This is a genomic window from Hydrogenophaga soli (assembly GCF_054777695.1).
Window position 1 is genome coordinate 42,357 of sequence record NZ_BAAHAK010000001.1, and the last position, 12,413, is coordinate 54,769.

The 12,413-nt window shown below is 68.0% G+C and carries 13 protein-coding genes; 4 read left to right on the forward strand and 9 right to left on the reverse strand.

Translation table 11 applies throughout. The features are described 5' to 3' along the window. Nucleotides 1-267 precede the first annotated feature (267 nt). Genes ACYVB7_RS00195 through ACYVB7_RS00205 form a run of 3 tightly spaced genes read right to left on the reverse strand, consistent with a single transcriptional unit; the run spans nucleotide 268 to nucleotide 2,682 of the window. Nucleotides 268-1,128, reverse strand: a complete 861-nt coding sequence (locus ACYVB7_RS00195) for a LytR/AlgR family response regulator transcription factor (protein ID WP_460504510.1) — start codon at nucleotides 1,126-1,128, stop codon at nucleotides 268-270. Between the two features lie 13 nt (nucleotides 1,129-1,141). After that, the gene (locus ACYVB7_RS00200) at nucleotides 1,142-2,257 is read right to left on the reverse strand and encodes a sensor histidine kinase (RefSeq protein WP_460504511.1); all 1,116 of its coding nucleotides are present in this window, start codon (nucleotides 2,255-2,257) and stop codon (nucleotides 1,142-1,144) included. 8 nt (nucleotides 2,258-2,265) lie between these two features. Continuing rightward, the gene (locus ACYVB7_RS00205; protein ID WP_460504512.1) at nucleotides 2,266-2,682 is read right to left on the reverse strand and encodes a DUF2306 domain-containing protein; all 417 of its coding nucleotides are present in this window, start codon (nucleotides 2,680-2,682) and stop codon (nucleotides 2,266-2,268) included. 122 nt (nucleotides 2,683-2,804) lie between these two features. Between ACYVB7_RS00205 and ACYVB7_RS00210 the strand changes: the two genes are divergently transcribed. The 3 genes from ACYVB7_RS00210 to ACYVB7_RS00220 are packed head-to-tail and all read left to right on the forward strand — an operon-like array spanning nucleotide 2,805 to nucleotide 5,505. Beyond that, nucleotides 2,805-3,425, forward strand: coding sequence for a hypothetical protein (locus ACYVB7_RS00210; protein ID WP_460504513.1), 621 nt, complete (start codon nucleotides 2,805-2,807; stop codon nucleotides 3,423-3,425). A 31-nt stretch (nucleotides 3,426-3,456) separates the two neighbouring features. After that, nucleotides 3,457-4,629 carry a radical SAM family protein gene (locus ACYVB7_RS00215; protein WP_460504514.1) on the forward strand — a complete coding sequence of 391 codons (1,173 nt, stop codon included), beginning with the start codon at nucleotides 3,457-3,459 and terminating at the stop codon, nucleotides 4,627-4,629. A gap of 39 nt (nucleotides 4,630-4,668) precedes the next feature. Then, nucleotides 4,669-5,505, forward strand: a complete 837-nt coding sequence (locus ACYVB7_RS00220) for an undecaprenyl-diphosphate phosphatase (protein WP_460504515.1) — start codon at nucleotides 4,669-4,671, stop codon at nucleotides 5,503-5,505. Between the two features lie 65 nt (nucleotides 5,506-5,570). Here the strand turns inward: ACYVB7_RS00220 and ACYVB7_RS00225 are convergent, their stop codons facing one another. The 6 genes from ACYVB7_RS00225 to ACYVB7_RS00250 all read right to left on the reverse strand — a co-directional run bounded on the left by ACYVB7_RS00225 (nucleotide 5,571) and on the right by ACYVB7_RS00250 (nucleotide 11,273). Further along, entirely contained in the window at nucleotides 5,571-6,278 is a 708-nt protein-coding gene (locus tag ACYVB7_RS00225) for an aspartate/glutamate racemase family protein (protein WP_460504516.1), read from the reverse strand. 11 nt (nucleotides 6,279-6,289) lie between these two features. Next, nucleotides 6,290-6,988 carry a GntR family transcriptional regulator gene (locus ACYVB7_RS00230; RefSeq protein ID WP_460504517.1) on the reverse strand — a complete coding sequence of 233 codons (699 nt, stop codon included), beginning with the start codon at nucleotides 6,986-6,988 and terminating at the stop codon, nucleotides 6,290-6,292. 26 nt (nucleotides 6,989-7,014) lie between these two features. Next, nucleotides 7,015-7,908 carry an ABC transporter permease gene (locus tag ACYVB7_RS00235; RefSeq protein ID WP_460504518.1) on the reverse strand — a complete coding sequence of 298 codons (894 nt, stop codon included), beginning with the start codon at nucleotides 7,906-7,908 and terminating at the stop codon, nucleotides 7,015-7,017. A gap of 2 nt (nucleotides 7,909-7,910) precedes the next feature. Further along, nucleotides 7,911-8,828, reverse strand: a complete 918-nt coding sequence (locus ACYVB7_RS00240; protein WP_460504519.1) for an ABC transporter permease — start codon at nucleotides 8,826-8,828, stop codon at nucleotides 7,911-7,913. Between the two features lie 32 nt (nucleotides 8,829-8,860). After that, nucleotides 8,861-10,123 (reverse strand): ABC transporter substrate-binding protein, encoded by a 1,263-nt coding sequence (locus ACYVB7_RS00245; protein WP_460505099.1) that lies wholly within the window; start codon nucleotides 10,121-10,123, stop codon nucleotides 8,861-8,863. Between the two features lie 118 nt (nucleotides 10,124-10,241). Beyond that, entirely contained in the window at nucleotides 10,242-11,273 is a 1,032-nt protein-coding gene (locus ACYVB7_RS00250) for an ABC transporter ATP-binding protein (RefSeq protein WP_460504520.1), read from the reverse strand. A gap of 200 nt (nucleotides 11,274-11,473) precedes the next feature. Between ACYVB7_RS00250 and ACYVB7_RS00255 the strand changes: the two genes are divergently transcribed. Next, complete coding sequence (locus tag ACYVB7_RS00255) at nucleotides 11,474-12,409, forward strand: DHH family phosphoesterase (protein ID WP_460504521.1); 936 nt, start codon at nucleotides 11,474-11,476, stop codon at nucleotides 12,407-12,409. Nucleotides 12,410-12,413 lie beyond the last annotated feature (4 nt).

A 12,413-nucleotide genomic window follows, 5' to 3' on the forward strand; every position in this document is an offset into this window, starting at 1 on the left:
CGATGCAGCCCCGTGCGGGCTGGTGGCCGGTGCGTGTTGGTGCGGCCGTCAGGCCGGGACGCCCGGTTTTCGTCGGTGACGGCGGGGATGCCGATGGACCATGAATCACGCCTTCCAGAGTGGCTTCAGTGGACGTTGCGCGGGCCGAATGGCCCGGTTTTGGTGTTGAACGCTGGGAATAGGCTATCAGAAAATCCCTATTTTATGTAAGGATATCTTTGCCTGGTCGCCCAAGGTGGATGGCAATGGCAGTGCCACCGCCCCCGCTCACATGGCCTTGAACCGGTGGGCGTACAGGCGGCTGACGGCCAGGCGCTCGGGAAGCTGGCAATCCGCGCGGAGGTGAAGCCAGAGCTTGCCCGCCTCGTCGCGGGTGGCGCTGGCGATGGCGTCGGCCCGCACCACGGTGCCCCGGTGCACTTGCCAGAACTGCTGCGGGTCCAGCTGGGGCAGCAGTTCTTTCAGCGGGGTGCGGATCAGCACCTCCCGCTGTGGGGTGAGCACACGCACGTATTTGTCGGCGGCTTCAAAGTACACCACCTCGGCCACCGGCACCATCACCAGGGTGCTGCCTTGTGCTGTCTGGTGGCTGGCCTGGATGACGCTCAGGCGCGGCGGGGTCGGGTGGGGTTGGGCGGCACCGCCCCAGGGGCCGGTCTGGGCCAGCAGCGCGGCCAGCTGCTGAAGCTGGAGGGCGGATGGGCTGTGATCTGCTTCTGAATTTGTAGCTGCTTGCGCTTTATTTGAAAGCGCTAGGTGCACTTTTTGCTTGCATTTTTCAAGCCGTGGGCGCTGCACGGGCTTGACCAGGTAGTCCACCGCCTGGGTGTCGAAGGCGGCCAGGGCGTATTGGTCGTAAGCGGTCACGAACACCAGGGCCGGAAACGGCTTGGGGCCTTGGGCGGGCCAGGCATCGGCCAGCTCGGCGGCAGCGTCCAGGCCGGTCTGGCCGGGCATGCGGATGTCGAAGAACAGCACATCGGGTTGCAGCGCCAGGGCCTGCTCCACGGCGCTCAGGCCGTCGCCCACCACGGCCAGCACCTGCAGCTCGGGCCACACGGCGGCCAGGTCGGCTTGCAGGGCGGCGGCCAGCAGGGGTTCGTCTTCGGCAATCAGGGCGGTGGGCATGGGGTGGGGCCGGTCACAGGACGGAGAGGGGGATGCGCACACGCGCCAGGGTCCAGCCGTCGGCGTCGGTGCCCAGGGTCAGCGAGGCTTGTGGACCGTGGGCGGTGGCCAGGCGCTCGCGCACCTGTTGCAGGCCAAAACCGCTGCCAGTGTGGGGGGGGCGCAGGGGCGTGGGGGTGTTCAGTCCAGCGCCGTTGTCGTGCACGTCCAGCACCAGCCAGCGGCGGCCTTCGTCGTCGGTGCAGCGGGCGCTGACGTGCAACTTGCCGCCTTGCACATGGGGCTCCAGCCCGTGGCGGATGGCGTTTTCCACCAGGGGCTGCAACAGCAGCGGTGGCACGGGCAGGGGGCGCAGGGCGTCGGGCAGGTTCAGGCTGACCTGCAGCCGTGGCCCCATGCGGATGGCCATGAGGGCCAGAAAGTCGTTGAGCCGGTCGAACTCGGTGGCCAGGGTGTGCTGGCCCGAGGCCCCGTCGGTGCGCGACGCCGCCAGCGTGCTGCGCAGGTAGGCGATCAGGTGGTCCAGCATGGTCTGGGCGCGCGGTGGGTCCATGCCGATCAGCACCCGCAGGTTGGCCAGGGTGTTGAACATCATGTGCGGCTCCAGCTGGCTTTCCAGCAGGCGCAGCTGCGCCTCGGCCTGCTGGGCCTTGGCGCGTTGCAACTCGGCCTCCAGGTGGTCGCTGCGGCCCCGCAGGTAGAAGTACAGCGTCATGGCCACGCCCACCCCCATGGACATGAGCACGATCTTGCCCAGCAGCGCCGGGTTGTCGGTGGTGAGCAGCCACGCGCTGCGCGGGGCGTAGAAGTCGCCCAGCCACAGGCCCAGCACCGCCCCCGCACACGTGGTGACCGGCACCAGCAACACCAGCCGCCAGCCGCGGGGGAAACCCGCCGGGTCCGATGGGCGCGACAGCCAGGCCGCCCCCAGGTTGGTCAAGGTCCAGATGCTCAGGCCAATGGCCTGCGAGTACACCCATTGTTCGTCCAGCGCCCTGCGGCCCGATTGCCACAGCATCAGGGCAATGACGGTGTTGACGCCCAGGGTGATGCCCAGCCCCGTCAACAGACTGCGGCGTGAGCAAAAGCCCGGCGTGTACCGGGCTGGCGGGGGGGCGGAGGCGGTCATGGCGGCCATTATCCAAGCAGGCCCAGCCACTGGCCCCACACCAACTGGCCCAGGTAGCGCCCGGGCAGCAGCGTGAACACCCCCGCGCCCACACAGGCCTGCCAGTACAGGTTCTGCATGGCCTTGCGGTGCCCGGCCAGGTTTTTGCGGGCCAGGAACACAAAGGCCATGGTCAGGCCGGACAGCGTCAGCGGTACCAGCAGGTGGATGGGGGTGTAGCCCCACACGTTGGGCAGGCGGAAGTCGCGGATGAACAGGGCCGACACGGCACTGATCACCATCAGCGTGACCCAGGCGTAGCCCGCCCCCCGGTGCAGCATGGGGCGCTGGGTGCTGCCGCGGCGGGCCCATATGGCCAACGGCCCCAGCACCAAGGCACCCAGGGAGGCGGTCATGTGGATGGCGATGGTGGGGGTGAGTGGCATGCGGGGCTCCAGGGGCGGCGGGGTGTTCGATGGCTGGCAGTGTGCGGCGGCATGGCTGCCCGGGCCAGCCGGTTGCGACAGGCTGCGGCTGCGCGTCGCCAATGGCGCGCCAGGGCGGATGAATGGCGGTACCACCTGGGGCGCGGGTATTCTTTGGCCTTTACGCCATGGGGTATGGGGTGTTGCTGATGAGCGTGTTGCGCCTGTTTCGCGTGTTGGGTGGGTGGGGGCCGACCTGCCGACGGGTGGGCCGGATCGCGGTGGCGGCCCTGTGGGCTGCCGGGGCCGCCGCGGGCGTGGGCATTGCCGGGGCGCAGCCTGCGGCCAACCCCAGCCCTCCAAACCCCGCCATTCAATTGGTGTGGATGGGCGGTGACGACTGCCCGCCCTGCGCCGCCTGGAAGCGGCAGGAGTTGCCCAAGTTCATGGCCACGCCCGAGGGTCAGTCCATCCGCGTGACCGAGGTGCGCAAACCCATTCGCTCCGGTGTGCCCGCGCTGGAGGCCCTGCCGCCCGAGGTGCGGCCCCACAAGGCCCAGCTGGACGAGGCCAGCGCGGGCCGCGCTGGCTCGCCGCAAAGTGCGCTCATCGTCAACGGCCAGGTGCACGACTATTACTTTGGCACCCGCGCCACCGACCTCCTGGTGGAGATGGTCCAGTCCGTGCGCACCGGCAGCCCCTACCCGGTGCCGCGCTGCCTGCGCCTGGGGCCACGCGGGCACCAGTGCGACAAACCCGGTTGAGGGGAATGGTTGGCTGTATGAAAATACAGTCATGTCAGCCCTGCCTTTGCCCCACCCGCCCCATGCCTTCCCCGCTGCGCCCAAGGGCCGGGGCACGGGCAGCGCCATGGCCCACCGCTTTGCCCAGGTGCTGCGCCAGCCCGAGGACGACGGCTGGGCGGCCTGCGACCCCGACACCGACGATCCCGACCGCCAAGGCACCGTCCCCCCGCAGCCCACCCAATGGCGCTGGGAAACCGCCCGCAGTGCGCTGACGCGCAACCAGTCGCCCGACATCCCGTTCGACCTGTCGCTCAACCCCTACCGCGGCTGCGAGCACGGGTGCAGCTACTGCTATGCACGGCCCACGCACGGATACCTGGACCTGTCGCCGGGGCTGGACTTCGAAACCCGGCTGGTGGCCAAGCGCAACGTGGCCGAGCTGCTGCGGGCCGAACTGGCCCGCCCGCGCTACCGGCCCAGCGGCATCGCCCTGGGCACGGTGACCGACGCCTACCAACCGCTGGAGCGCAAGCTGGGCCTCACCCGGGCCTGCCTGACCGTGCTGGCCGAGGCCCGCCACCCGGTGGCGGCGGTGACCAAGGGCAGCGCCATCACCCGCGACCTGGACCTGTGGGCCGACCTGGCCCGCGACGGCTTGGCCGTGGTCTACGTCACCATCACCACGCTGGACGCCGACCTGGCCCGCCGCCTGGAGCCCCGCGCCCCCAGCCCCGCCAGCCGCTTGCGCATGGTGGCCGCGCTGGCGCAGGCCGGGGTGCCGGTGGGCGTGAGCCTGTCGCCGCAAATTCCCTTCCTCAACACCGACCTGGAGCAGGTGCTGGCCGCCGCGGCCCAGGCGGGGGCCAGCCGGGCCTTTTGCATCCCGCTGCGCCTGCCGTGGGAGGTGGCCCCCTTGTTCAAGGCCTGGTTGCAACAGCACGCGCCCGAGCGGGCCGAGCGGGTGCTGGCGCGTGTGCGCGACCTGCGCGGGGGCCGCGACAACGACGCCCGCTTTGGCACCCGCATGACCGGCCAGGGCCTGTGGGCGGAGCTGCTGCACCAGCGTTTTCACAAGGCCTGCGAGCGCCTGGGCCTGACCGGGGAGCGACAGCCCCTGTCGGTGGCGCTGTTCCGGCGGCCTGAACCCGGCACCCTGCATGCACCCCCTGCACCCCAAGCCCCCGAACCCACCGCCTCAGCGGCCCAGATGCCCTTGTTCTGAGCCGCATACACTCCCGCCTTTCATTCCCTGCGCCTTGCCATGGACATTGCACTGTTGATCAAAGCCGCCCTCATGGGCATCGTGGAAGGGCTGACCGAGTTCCTGCCCATTTCCAGCACCGGCCACCTGATCCTGGCGGGCAGCCTGTTGGACTTTGCCGATGCCAAGGCCAAGGTGTTCGACATCGCCATCCAGACCGGGGCCATCTTTGCCGTCATCCTGGTCTATTGGGAAAAGATCCGCAGCACGGTGGTGGCGCTTCCCCATTCATGGACGGCGCAGCGGCTGGCGCTGAACGTCCTCATGGCCTTCACCCCGGCGGTGGTGCTGGGGCTGCTGTTCGGCAAGGCCATCAAGGCGTATCTGTTCACGCCCACGGTGGTGGCCAGCACCTTCATCATTGGGGGCTTCATCATCTTGTGGGCCGAGGCGCGGCAGGCCAAGGCCGAAACCGCCCCGCGGGTGCTGGACGTGGACCACCTGAGCGGGCTGGACGCGCTCAAGGTGGGGTTGGTGCAGTGTTTCGCCATGATCCCCGGCACCAGCCGCAGCGGGGCCACCATCATCGGCGGCATGCTGCTGGGCCTGAGCCGCCAGACGGCCACGCATTTTTCGTTTTTCCTGGCCATTCCCACGCTGATCGGGGCCGGGGTGTACAGCCTGTACAAGGAACGTGCCCTGCTGAGCTGGGCCGACGCGCCGGTGTTTGCCGTGGGGCTGGTGTTTGCGTTTGTCAGCGCCTGGTTGTGCATCCGCTGGTTGTTGCGTTACATCGCCAGCCACAGCTTTGTGGGCTTTGCGTACTACCGCATTGCCTTTGGCGTGCTGATCCTGGTCACCGCCCACTTCGGCTGGGTGACCTGGGCTGACTCCTGATTTTGTAGCTGCTTGCGCTTTATTTATAAGCGCTAGAGGCTGATTTTTCTTAAATTGGGAACGGCTCACATCCAGGCTGGTCGGCCTTGCCCCAGCCCTTGAGGGGCCAGCGCCGCTTGGCGGGCACCGGCTTGCACGCTGTCCACCAGGGGCACATCCACTTGTGCCTGCAGCCGGGCGGCCCAGCCGCCCAGCGCGGCCCCGCCCACGATCAGGGCCTGGGCCTGCGGATGGCGCTGCCGTGCGGTGTGGCAGGCCTGCAGCAGTTGTTGGTGGGCGCGTTCGGGGTGGGCGCGCATTTCGCCGCCGGTCATGTCCACGGTGACGATGCCTTGCACCCGCTCGCCATGCGGCAACTCGCGGCAGATGCGCTCCAGCATGGGCCCCCAGGCGTGACCGCCGGTGACGATGGCACAGGGGCCGTCGTCGGTCAGCGCGGCGGTTTCGGCCAGCGAGGCGGCGGCCAGCCCGGTGACCGGGCCCGCCGCACAGGCCCGAACGGCCAGCAGCCCGGGGTCGCCAAAACAGCCGACCAGCACGCCCGCGCGGGGGCCTTGCGTTTCGGGGTGCAAGCGGGTGTGCTCGGCCCAGGCGTCCAGCGTGGCGTGGACGGCCACGGCGTAGCTGGGCTCGTCGGCAATGTAGGGGGCGCCGAACCGGGCGGTGGTGAACTGCACGTCCACCCCCGGGCCCAGCGCCAGCCGCACCTGGGCGGCCAGGTCTTGCGTGACCGCGGCGCTGGTGTTGGGGTTGATGACGAGCAGGCGCTGCATGGGGGGTGAACTCAAAGGCCCAGGAGGTCGGCCAGGTCGTCCTCGGCGGGCTCGGTGTGGTCGAACACCAGGTCGGATTCGATGCGGCTGAGGTGCTCGCGCATCAGCCGCATGGCCTCCTGGGCGTCACGCAGGCGCATGGCGTCCAGCAGGGCGTGGTGCTCGCGGCAGCCGCAGGCGGCCACGTCGGCGGGGGGCACGGTGGCCGAGGGGCCATAAGCCATCAGGATCAATGAGGTGCGCGACACCAGATCGCGCAGAAAACCCGCCAGCGTCTGGTTGCCGGAGCCGTCGGCAATGGCCAGGTGGAACTCGCCCGAGAGGCGAATGGCCTGGTGCAACTGGCCCGCCGCCCGGGCGACTTCTTCCTGGCGCAGCAGTTCGGCCAGGTGGGCAATGTCGGCGGCTTCAGCCCCGGCCAGGAAACTGGCCACCAGGGTGGGTTCGATCAGGCGGCGGGCCTCGAACACCTCGTGCGCCTGTTCGGGTGTGGGCTCGGCAATCACCGCGCCGCGGTTGGGCCGCAGGAGGACGATGTTCTCGTTGGCCAGCCGCACCAGGGCCGGACGCACCCGCGTGCGCGAGACGCCAAACGCCTGCGCCAGCTTGTCTTCCACCAGCTTGGTGCCGGGCAGCAGCCGGTGGCCCAGGATGGCGGTGATGATGCGGTCGTAAATGTCCGCATCGGTGGGGGAGCTGGTCTCGGTCATGGTGGTGGTGGGGCGGTCAGACCCGTTCAGTGTCGCGCAGCGCGGGGGGCTTTCATCACCCAGGTGAGCCCGATGGCCAGGCCCATCACCGCGAACGACACCAGTGTGGTCAGCGTGCCCAGGGCGTAGATGGCGGGGGTGGTCACCGTGGTGGTGAGGCCCTGCAACTCCAGCGGCAGGGTGTTGACGTCGCCAATGGCCTGCGAGGTGCGGGCGATTTCGTCCCAGCTGAGGGTGAAGCCGAACATGCCGACCCCCACCACCGAGGGCGCAATGAGCGGCAGCACCACATGCCGGAAGGTTTGCCAGGGCGTGGCCCCCAGGTCGCGGGCGGCCTCTTCGTAAGCTGGGTTGAAGCGGTTGAACACCGCAAACATGATGAGCAGGCCAAAGGGCAGGGTCCAGGTGAGGTGGGCCCCCAGCGCCGAGCTGAACAGGCCCATGGAGGTGCCGAAGTTCTCCAGCAGGTGGGTGGCCTCCAGGCTCTCCAGCAGCTGCCGCCAGCCGCCGTCGATCAGGCGGAACATCAGCCCGATGCCCAGCGACACGATGATGGACGGCATGATGAGGCTGGCCACGGTCACGTAGAACAGCGCATCGGCCCCCTTCAGGCGCTTGCGAAACGCCAGCCCCGCCAGCAGCGAGAACAGCACGGTCAGCGCCATGACCACCGCGCCCAGGCCCAGCGAACGGCGAAAGGCCGCCCCGATGTCCACCACCCCCAGGCCCTGGGCCAGCTGGTGGTACCAGTGCAGCGACACGCCCTGCATGGGAAAGGTCAGCCCGCCCTCCGGCCCCTGGAAGCTGAGCACGAAGATGGTGAGCATGGGCCCGTAGAGGAACAGCACGAACAGCCCGAACACGGCGGCCAGGGGCCAGAACCCGGGGGCGCGGCGTTCGCGGAAGGGGGGGTGGGCCATGTTCAGAGTTCCTTGCGAATGTCCACCAGGCGGGTGAGCGACCAGATGATCATGAGCACCGTGATGAGCAGCATCACCGCGTTGGCCGCGGCCAGCGGGAACTGCAGGTACGAGGTCTGCACCTGGATCATCTTGCCCACCGAGGCGATCTGCTGCCCGCCCATCACGCCCACGGTGACGAAGTCGCCCATGACGATGGTGATGACGAAGATGGAGCCGATGAGGATGCCGGTCTTGCACAGCGGCACGATCACGCCCCACAGCGTCTGCCAGGCGCTGGCCCCGGCGTCCTGCGCGGCCTCCAGCAGCGAGCGGTCGATGCGAACCATGCTGTTGAAGATGGGCACGATCATGAACATGGTGTACAGGTGCACAAAGGCCAGCACCACCGAAAACGGCGAGAACAGCAGCCATTCCACGGGCTGGTGGGTCAGGCCCAGGCCCGTCAGCCCCTGGTTGACCAGGCCGTTGCGGCCCAGCAGCGGTACCCAGGAAATCATGCGGATGACGTTGCTGGTCCAGAAGGGCACGGTGCACAACACGAACAGCAGCGTCTGCATGCCCGCCGAGCGCACGTGAAAGGCCAGGAAATACGCCACCGTGAAGCCCAGCACCAGGGTCACGGCCCAGGTGAGCAGGGTGAACTTCAGGGTGGACAGGTAGGTGGAGAGGCTCACGCACAGGTCACCGTGGTCGGTGAGCTGGCTGCACCCCTCAAAAATGGCGAGGTAGTTGCGCCAGGTGAAGTCGGGCAGCAACTCGTACTCGTTGAAGTTCCAGAAACTCACCATGAGCACCAGCCCCAGCGGGACCAGGAAGAACACCGCAAACACCGCCGCCAGCGGCAGGGCCTGCCACCAGGGGTGGACGGACGACACCACGTGGGCGGGGCCGTGGCGGGGGGCTTGGGAGGTGCTCATGGGGGGCTCTCAACAGCGGGCGTGGCGCTCGATCAGGCGGCCACGAACTCGTTCCACTTGCGCACCATGTACTCGTTCTCGTCCATGATGGCGTTCCAGCAGGCGATGCCGCCCATGCGGGCTTCGTAGCTGCCGCCGTCGCGCTTGGCGCCCTTCTTGGCCAGCACGTCGCCGTTGGGGCTCTTGATGTCCTGGGTGGCTTCCTTGCCTTCCATCCAGTAGGCCCATTCGTAGGCTTCCATCTTGGCCTTGGCGGTGTCCAGCACGGCGCTGTAGTAGCCCTGGCGGTTCAGGTAGGCACCGGCCCAGCCGTCCAGGAACCAGTTGATGAACTCGTAGGCCGCGTCCTGCTTCTTGCCCGACAGGGTCTTGGGCACGCCAAAACCGGCGGCCCAGGCGCGGTAGCCCTCTTTCAGCGGCTGGAACACGCAGTCAATGCCCTTGGTGCGCACGGCGGTGACGGCGGGGCTCCACATGGACTGGATGACGACCTCGCCCGAGGCCATCAGGTTGACCGATTCGTTGAAGTCCTTCCACAGCGCGCGGAACTGGCCGGCCTTCTTGGCTTCGATCAGGGTCTTGATGGTCAGGTCGATTTCGGCCTTGGTCATGTTGCCCTTGTCGGCGTACTTGTGGATGCCCATGGCCTCCACCACCATGGCCGCGTCCATGATGCCGATGGACGGGATGTTGAGGATGGCGGCCTTGCCCTTGAATTCGGGGTTGAGCAGTTCCTTCCAGCTCTCGATGGGGCGCTTGATCAGGTCGGGGCGGATGCCCAGCGTGTCGGCGTTGTACACGGTGGGGATCAGCGTCATGAACTGGGTGGGCGCGGCGCTGAAGGTCTTGCTGTCGGGCTTGTCGAGGTACATCACCTTCTTGGGGGCGGTGCCCTGGTCGCCCACGGCCTTGCCGGCCACTTCACCCTTGGTGAACAGGGGGGTGATCTTGTCGGCGTTCTTGATGCGCTTGACGTCGATGCCCTTGAGGTTGCCGGTGGGGATGATCTTCTTCAGGCTGAAGTACTCGGTGTCGATCAGGTCGAAGCTGTTGGGCTGGGTGATGGCGCGTTTGGTCACCTCGTCGGTGGTCACGGCCACGTACTGGATTTCGATGCCGGTGTCGGCCTTGAACTTGTCGGCAATGGTCTTGTCCTGGTTCACCGCGGTGCCCAGGTAGCGCAGCACCAGTTTTTCCTGGGCGTGGATGGCCGGGAACACGCCCGCAGCCAGGATGGCGGCGGTGCCCTTGAGCAGGCCGCGGCGCGTGGTGCCGTCAACGGATTCAGCAGCCATGGGGGTGGTGGCGTTCGGGGTCAGAGGGGTCGTCATGGGAACACTCCTGGTGGGGGAACAAACCTGAAACCGTCAGGCAACGGGTGGTGGAAAAAGGGCTTGGAAAACGGGGAACCGGTCAGGCGGGCAGGGGGTGGGCATCGGCCTCGCGCCAGCCCAGGTGCACCGCGGCACCGTGTTCCACTGGCGCCTGGAGGAAGGTGGCTTCGGGCAGGCTCACGTTCACCTGCTGCGAGGCGGTGTTGTCCACCGCCAGGCCCAGCAGCACGTAGCTGCCCTGGTACTCGATGTCGGTCACCGTGGCGGGCAGGTGGGGCGTGCTGGGCGCGGTGTGGGTGGCGCTGCTGATGGGGGTCACGGCCATGCGGTCGTTGCGCACGGCCACCTTGCCCTGGGCCGTGGCCAGCACGTTGTGGCCGCCCATGAAGCGGGCCACGAACTCGGTGGCCGGGCGGTTGAACACCTCTTGCGGCGGCGCGGCCTGCTCGATGCGGCCATGGTTCATCACCACCATCAGGTCGGCCAGGGCCATGGCCTCTTCCTGGGAGTGGGTCACGTGCACAAAGGTCAGGCCCAGCTCGCGTTGCCAGCGCCGCAGTTCGGCGCGCATCTGCACCCGCAAAAACGGGTCCAGGGCCGACAGGGGTTCGTCCAGCAACAGCAGTTGCGGCTGCATGATGAGGGCTCGCGCCAGGGCCACGCGCTGCTGCTGCCCGCCCGACAGCTCCGCCGGTTTGCGGTGGGCCAGGTGGCCCAGGGACACGCGTTGCAGCAGTTCGTCGGCCCGGGCCAGGCGCTCGGCCTTGGCCACGCCTTTCACCTTGAGGCTGAAGGCCACGTTGTCCAAGGCGCTGAGGTGCGGGAACAGCGCGTAGCTCTGGAACATCATGGCCGTGCCACGGTGGGCGGCGGGCAGGTCGGTGATGTTGCGCCCGCCCAGCAGGATGTCGCCCTCCGACACGCTCTCGTGCCCGGCCACCATGCGCAGGGTGGAGCTTTTGCCGCAACCCGAGGGGCCCAGCAGGCAGCAGTAGCTGCCGGGGGCCACCCGAAGGTTGATGCCGTCCACGGCGATGGCGTCGGGGCCGTATTGCTTGGTCAGCGACACCAGTTCCAGCGACGCGGGGGAGGTGGGGGCAGCGGGGCTCATGCCCCATGCCTTGCAAAGCCCATGCCAGCATTGAATTCAATGCATTTGTCAGGTTGTATGCAATTTGAGTGGTGCTTTGTGTCCAAAGTTGGGGCGTGTGGGGGACGGGGAGCCCCGCTCCGGTGCGCCGTGATCCGTTTTGGCGTGTGGGCCTGGTGTGTGGTGGCGGCGGGTTGTGGGCCCGAGCGACAATGGCCCCCATGCGCAAGTCTTCTTCTACCCTGTTGCCGCTGCGTCTGCATGTGGCCCCCAGCCCCACCGACCCCCAGCCCCTGGTGCTGTTTCACGGCAAAGGTTGCCCCGATGGGTTTGCCGCCGCACTGGCCGCCTGGACCTACTACACCGCCCATGGGGTGCAGCCAGAGTTCAAAGGCCTGGACCACGGCGATGTGCGCTCCCTGGCCGACTTGCCCGACGTGACGGGCCGCAGCATCTACCTGCTGGACTTTGCGCTGCCGCCCGAGCTGCTGAGCGCCATCGACGAGCGTGCGGCCCGGCTGGTGGTGCTGGACCACCACCAGAGCGCGGCCGACCAGCTCCACGGCTTTGCCTGCCGTTGCGGCGTGGTGCATTTCGACATGGGCAAAAGCGGTGCCCGGCTGGCCTGGGAGTTCTTCTTCCCCGAGCGGGACGTGCCCCTGCTGGCCGCCATGGTCGAAGACCGCGACCTGTGGCACTGGGCCTTGCCCGACAGCGCGGCCTACCTGTCGGCACTGGACTTGGAGCCCCAAACCTTCGAGCGCTGGTCCGAGGTGGCCCGGCTGGACGGCGAGGCGCTGGCGCTGTTCGTCACCCGCGGGCAGGCCATGGACCAGAAGTTCAAGGCCCTGGCCCAGGCCATTGCCGAAGACGCCCGGCCCATCACCTTCAACGATGAACAGGGGCTGATGGTCAACGCCAACAGCGACTTCCACAGCCTGGTGGGCAACATCCTCAGCGAAAAGTGCGGCAGCTTTGCCGTGGTGTGGACGCTCAACAGCAAGGGCTTGGTGAAGGTGGGCTTGCGTTCGGTGCGCGGCTACAGCGTCATTCCACTGGCGCAAAGCATGGGCGGCGGGGGGCACCCGCAGGCGTCGGCATTTCGCATGCCGCCCGAGCGCCTGCCGGAGTTGCTGAGCGGGGTGTTCAAGGCCTGAGGGG

Bases quoted from the DNA above. Each gene is read 5' to 3' on its own strand.
- ACYVB7_RS00250 (WP_460504520.1), bottom strand. From the start codon at position 11,273: ATGAGCCCCGCTGCCCCCACCTCCCCCGCGTCGCTGGAACTGGTGTCG.
- ACYVB7_RS00205 (WP_460504512.1), bottom strand. From the start codon at position 2,682: ATGCCACTCACCCCCACCATCGCCATCCACATGACCGCCTCCCTGGGT.
- ACYVB7_RS00225 (WP_460504516.1), bottom strand. From the start codon at position 6,278: ATGCAGCGCCTGCTCGTCATCAACCCCAACACCAGCGCCGCGGTCACG.
- ACYVB7_RS00200 (WP_460504511.1), bottom strand. From the start codon at position 2,257: ATGACCGCCTCCGCCCCCCCGCCAGCCCGGTACACGCCGGGCTTTTGC.
- ACYVB7_RS00240 (WP_460504519.1), bottom strand. From the start codon at position 8,828: ATGAGCACCTCCCAAGCCCCCCGCCACGGCCCCGCCCACGTGGTGTCG.
- ACYVB7_RS00215 (WP_460504514.1), top strand. From the start codon at position 3,457: ATGTCAGCCCTGCCTTTGCCCCACCCGCCCCATGCCTTCCCCGCTGCG.
- ACYVB7_RS00220 (WP_460504515.1), top strand. From the start codon at position 4,669: ATGGACATTGCACTGTTGATCAAAGCCGCCCTCATGGGCATCGTGGAA.
- ACYVB7_RS00210 (WP_460504513.1), top strand. From the start codon at position 2,805: ATGGCGGTACCACCTGGGGCGCGGGTATTCTTTGGCCTTTACGCCATG.
- ACYVB7_RS00230 (WP_460504517.1), bottom strand. From the start codon at position 6,988: ATGACCGAGACCAGCTCCCCCACCGATGCGGACATTTACGACCGCATC.
- ACYVB7_RS00235 (WP_460504518.1), bottom strand. From the start codon at position 7,908: ATGGCCCACCCCCCCTTCCGCGAACGCCGCGCCCCCGGGTTCTGGCCC.
- ACYVB7_RS00245 (WP_460505099.1), bottom strand. From the start codon at position 10,123: ATGGCTGCTGAATCCGTTGACGGCACCACGCGCCGCGGCCTGCTCAAG.
- ACYVB7_RS00195 (WP_460504510.1), bottom strand. From the start codon at position 1,128: ATGCCCACCGCCCTGATTGCCGAAGACGAACCCCTGCTGGCCGCCGCC.
- ACYVB7_RS00255 (WP_460504521.1), top strand. From the start codon at position 11,474: ATGCGCAAGTCTTCTTCTACCCTGTTGCCGCTGCGTCTGCATGTGGCC.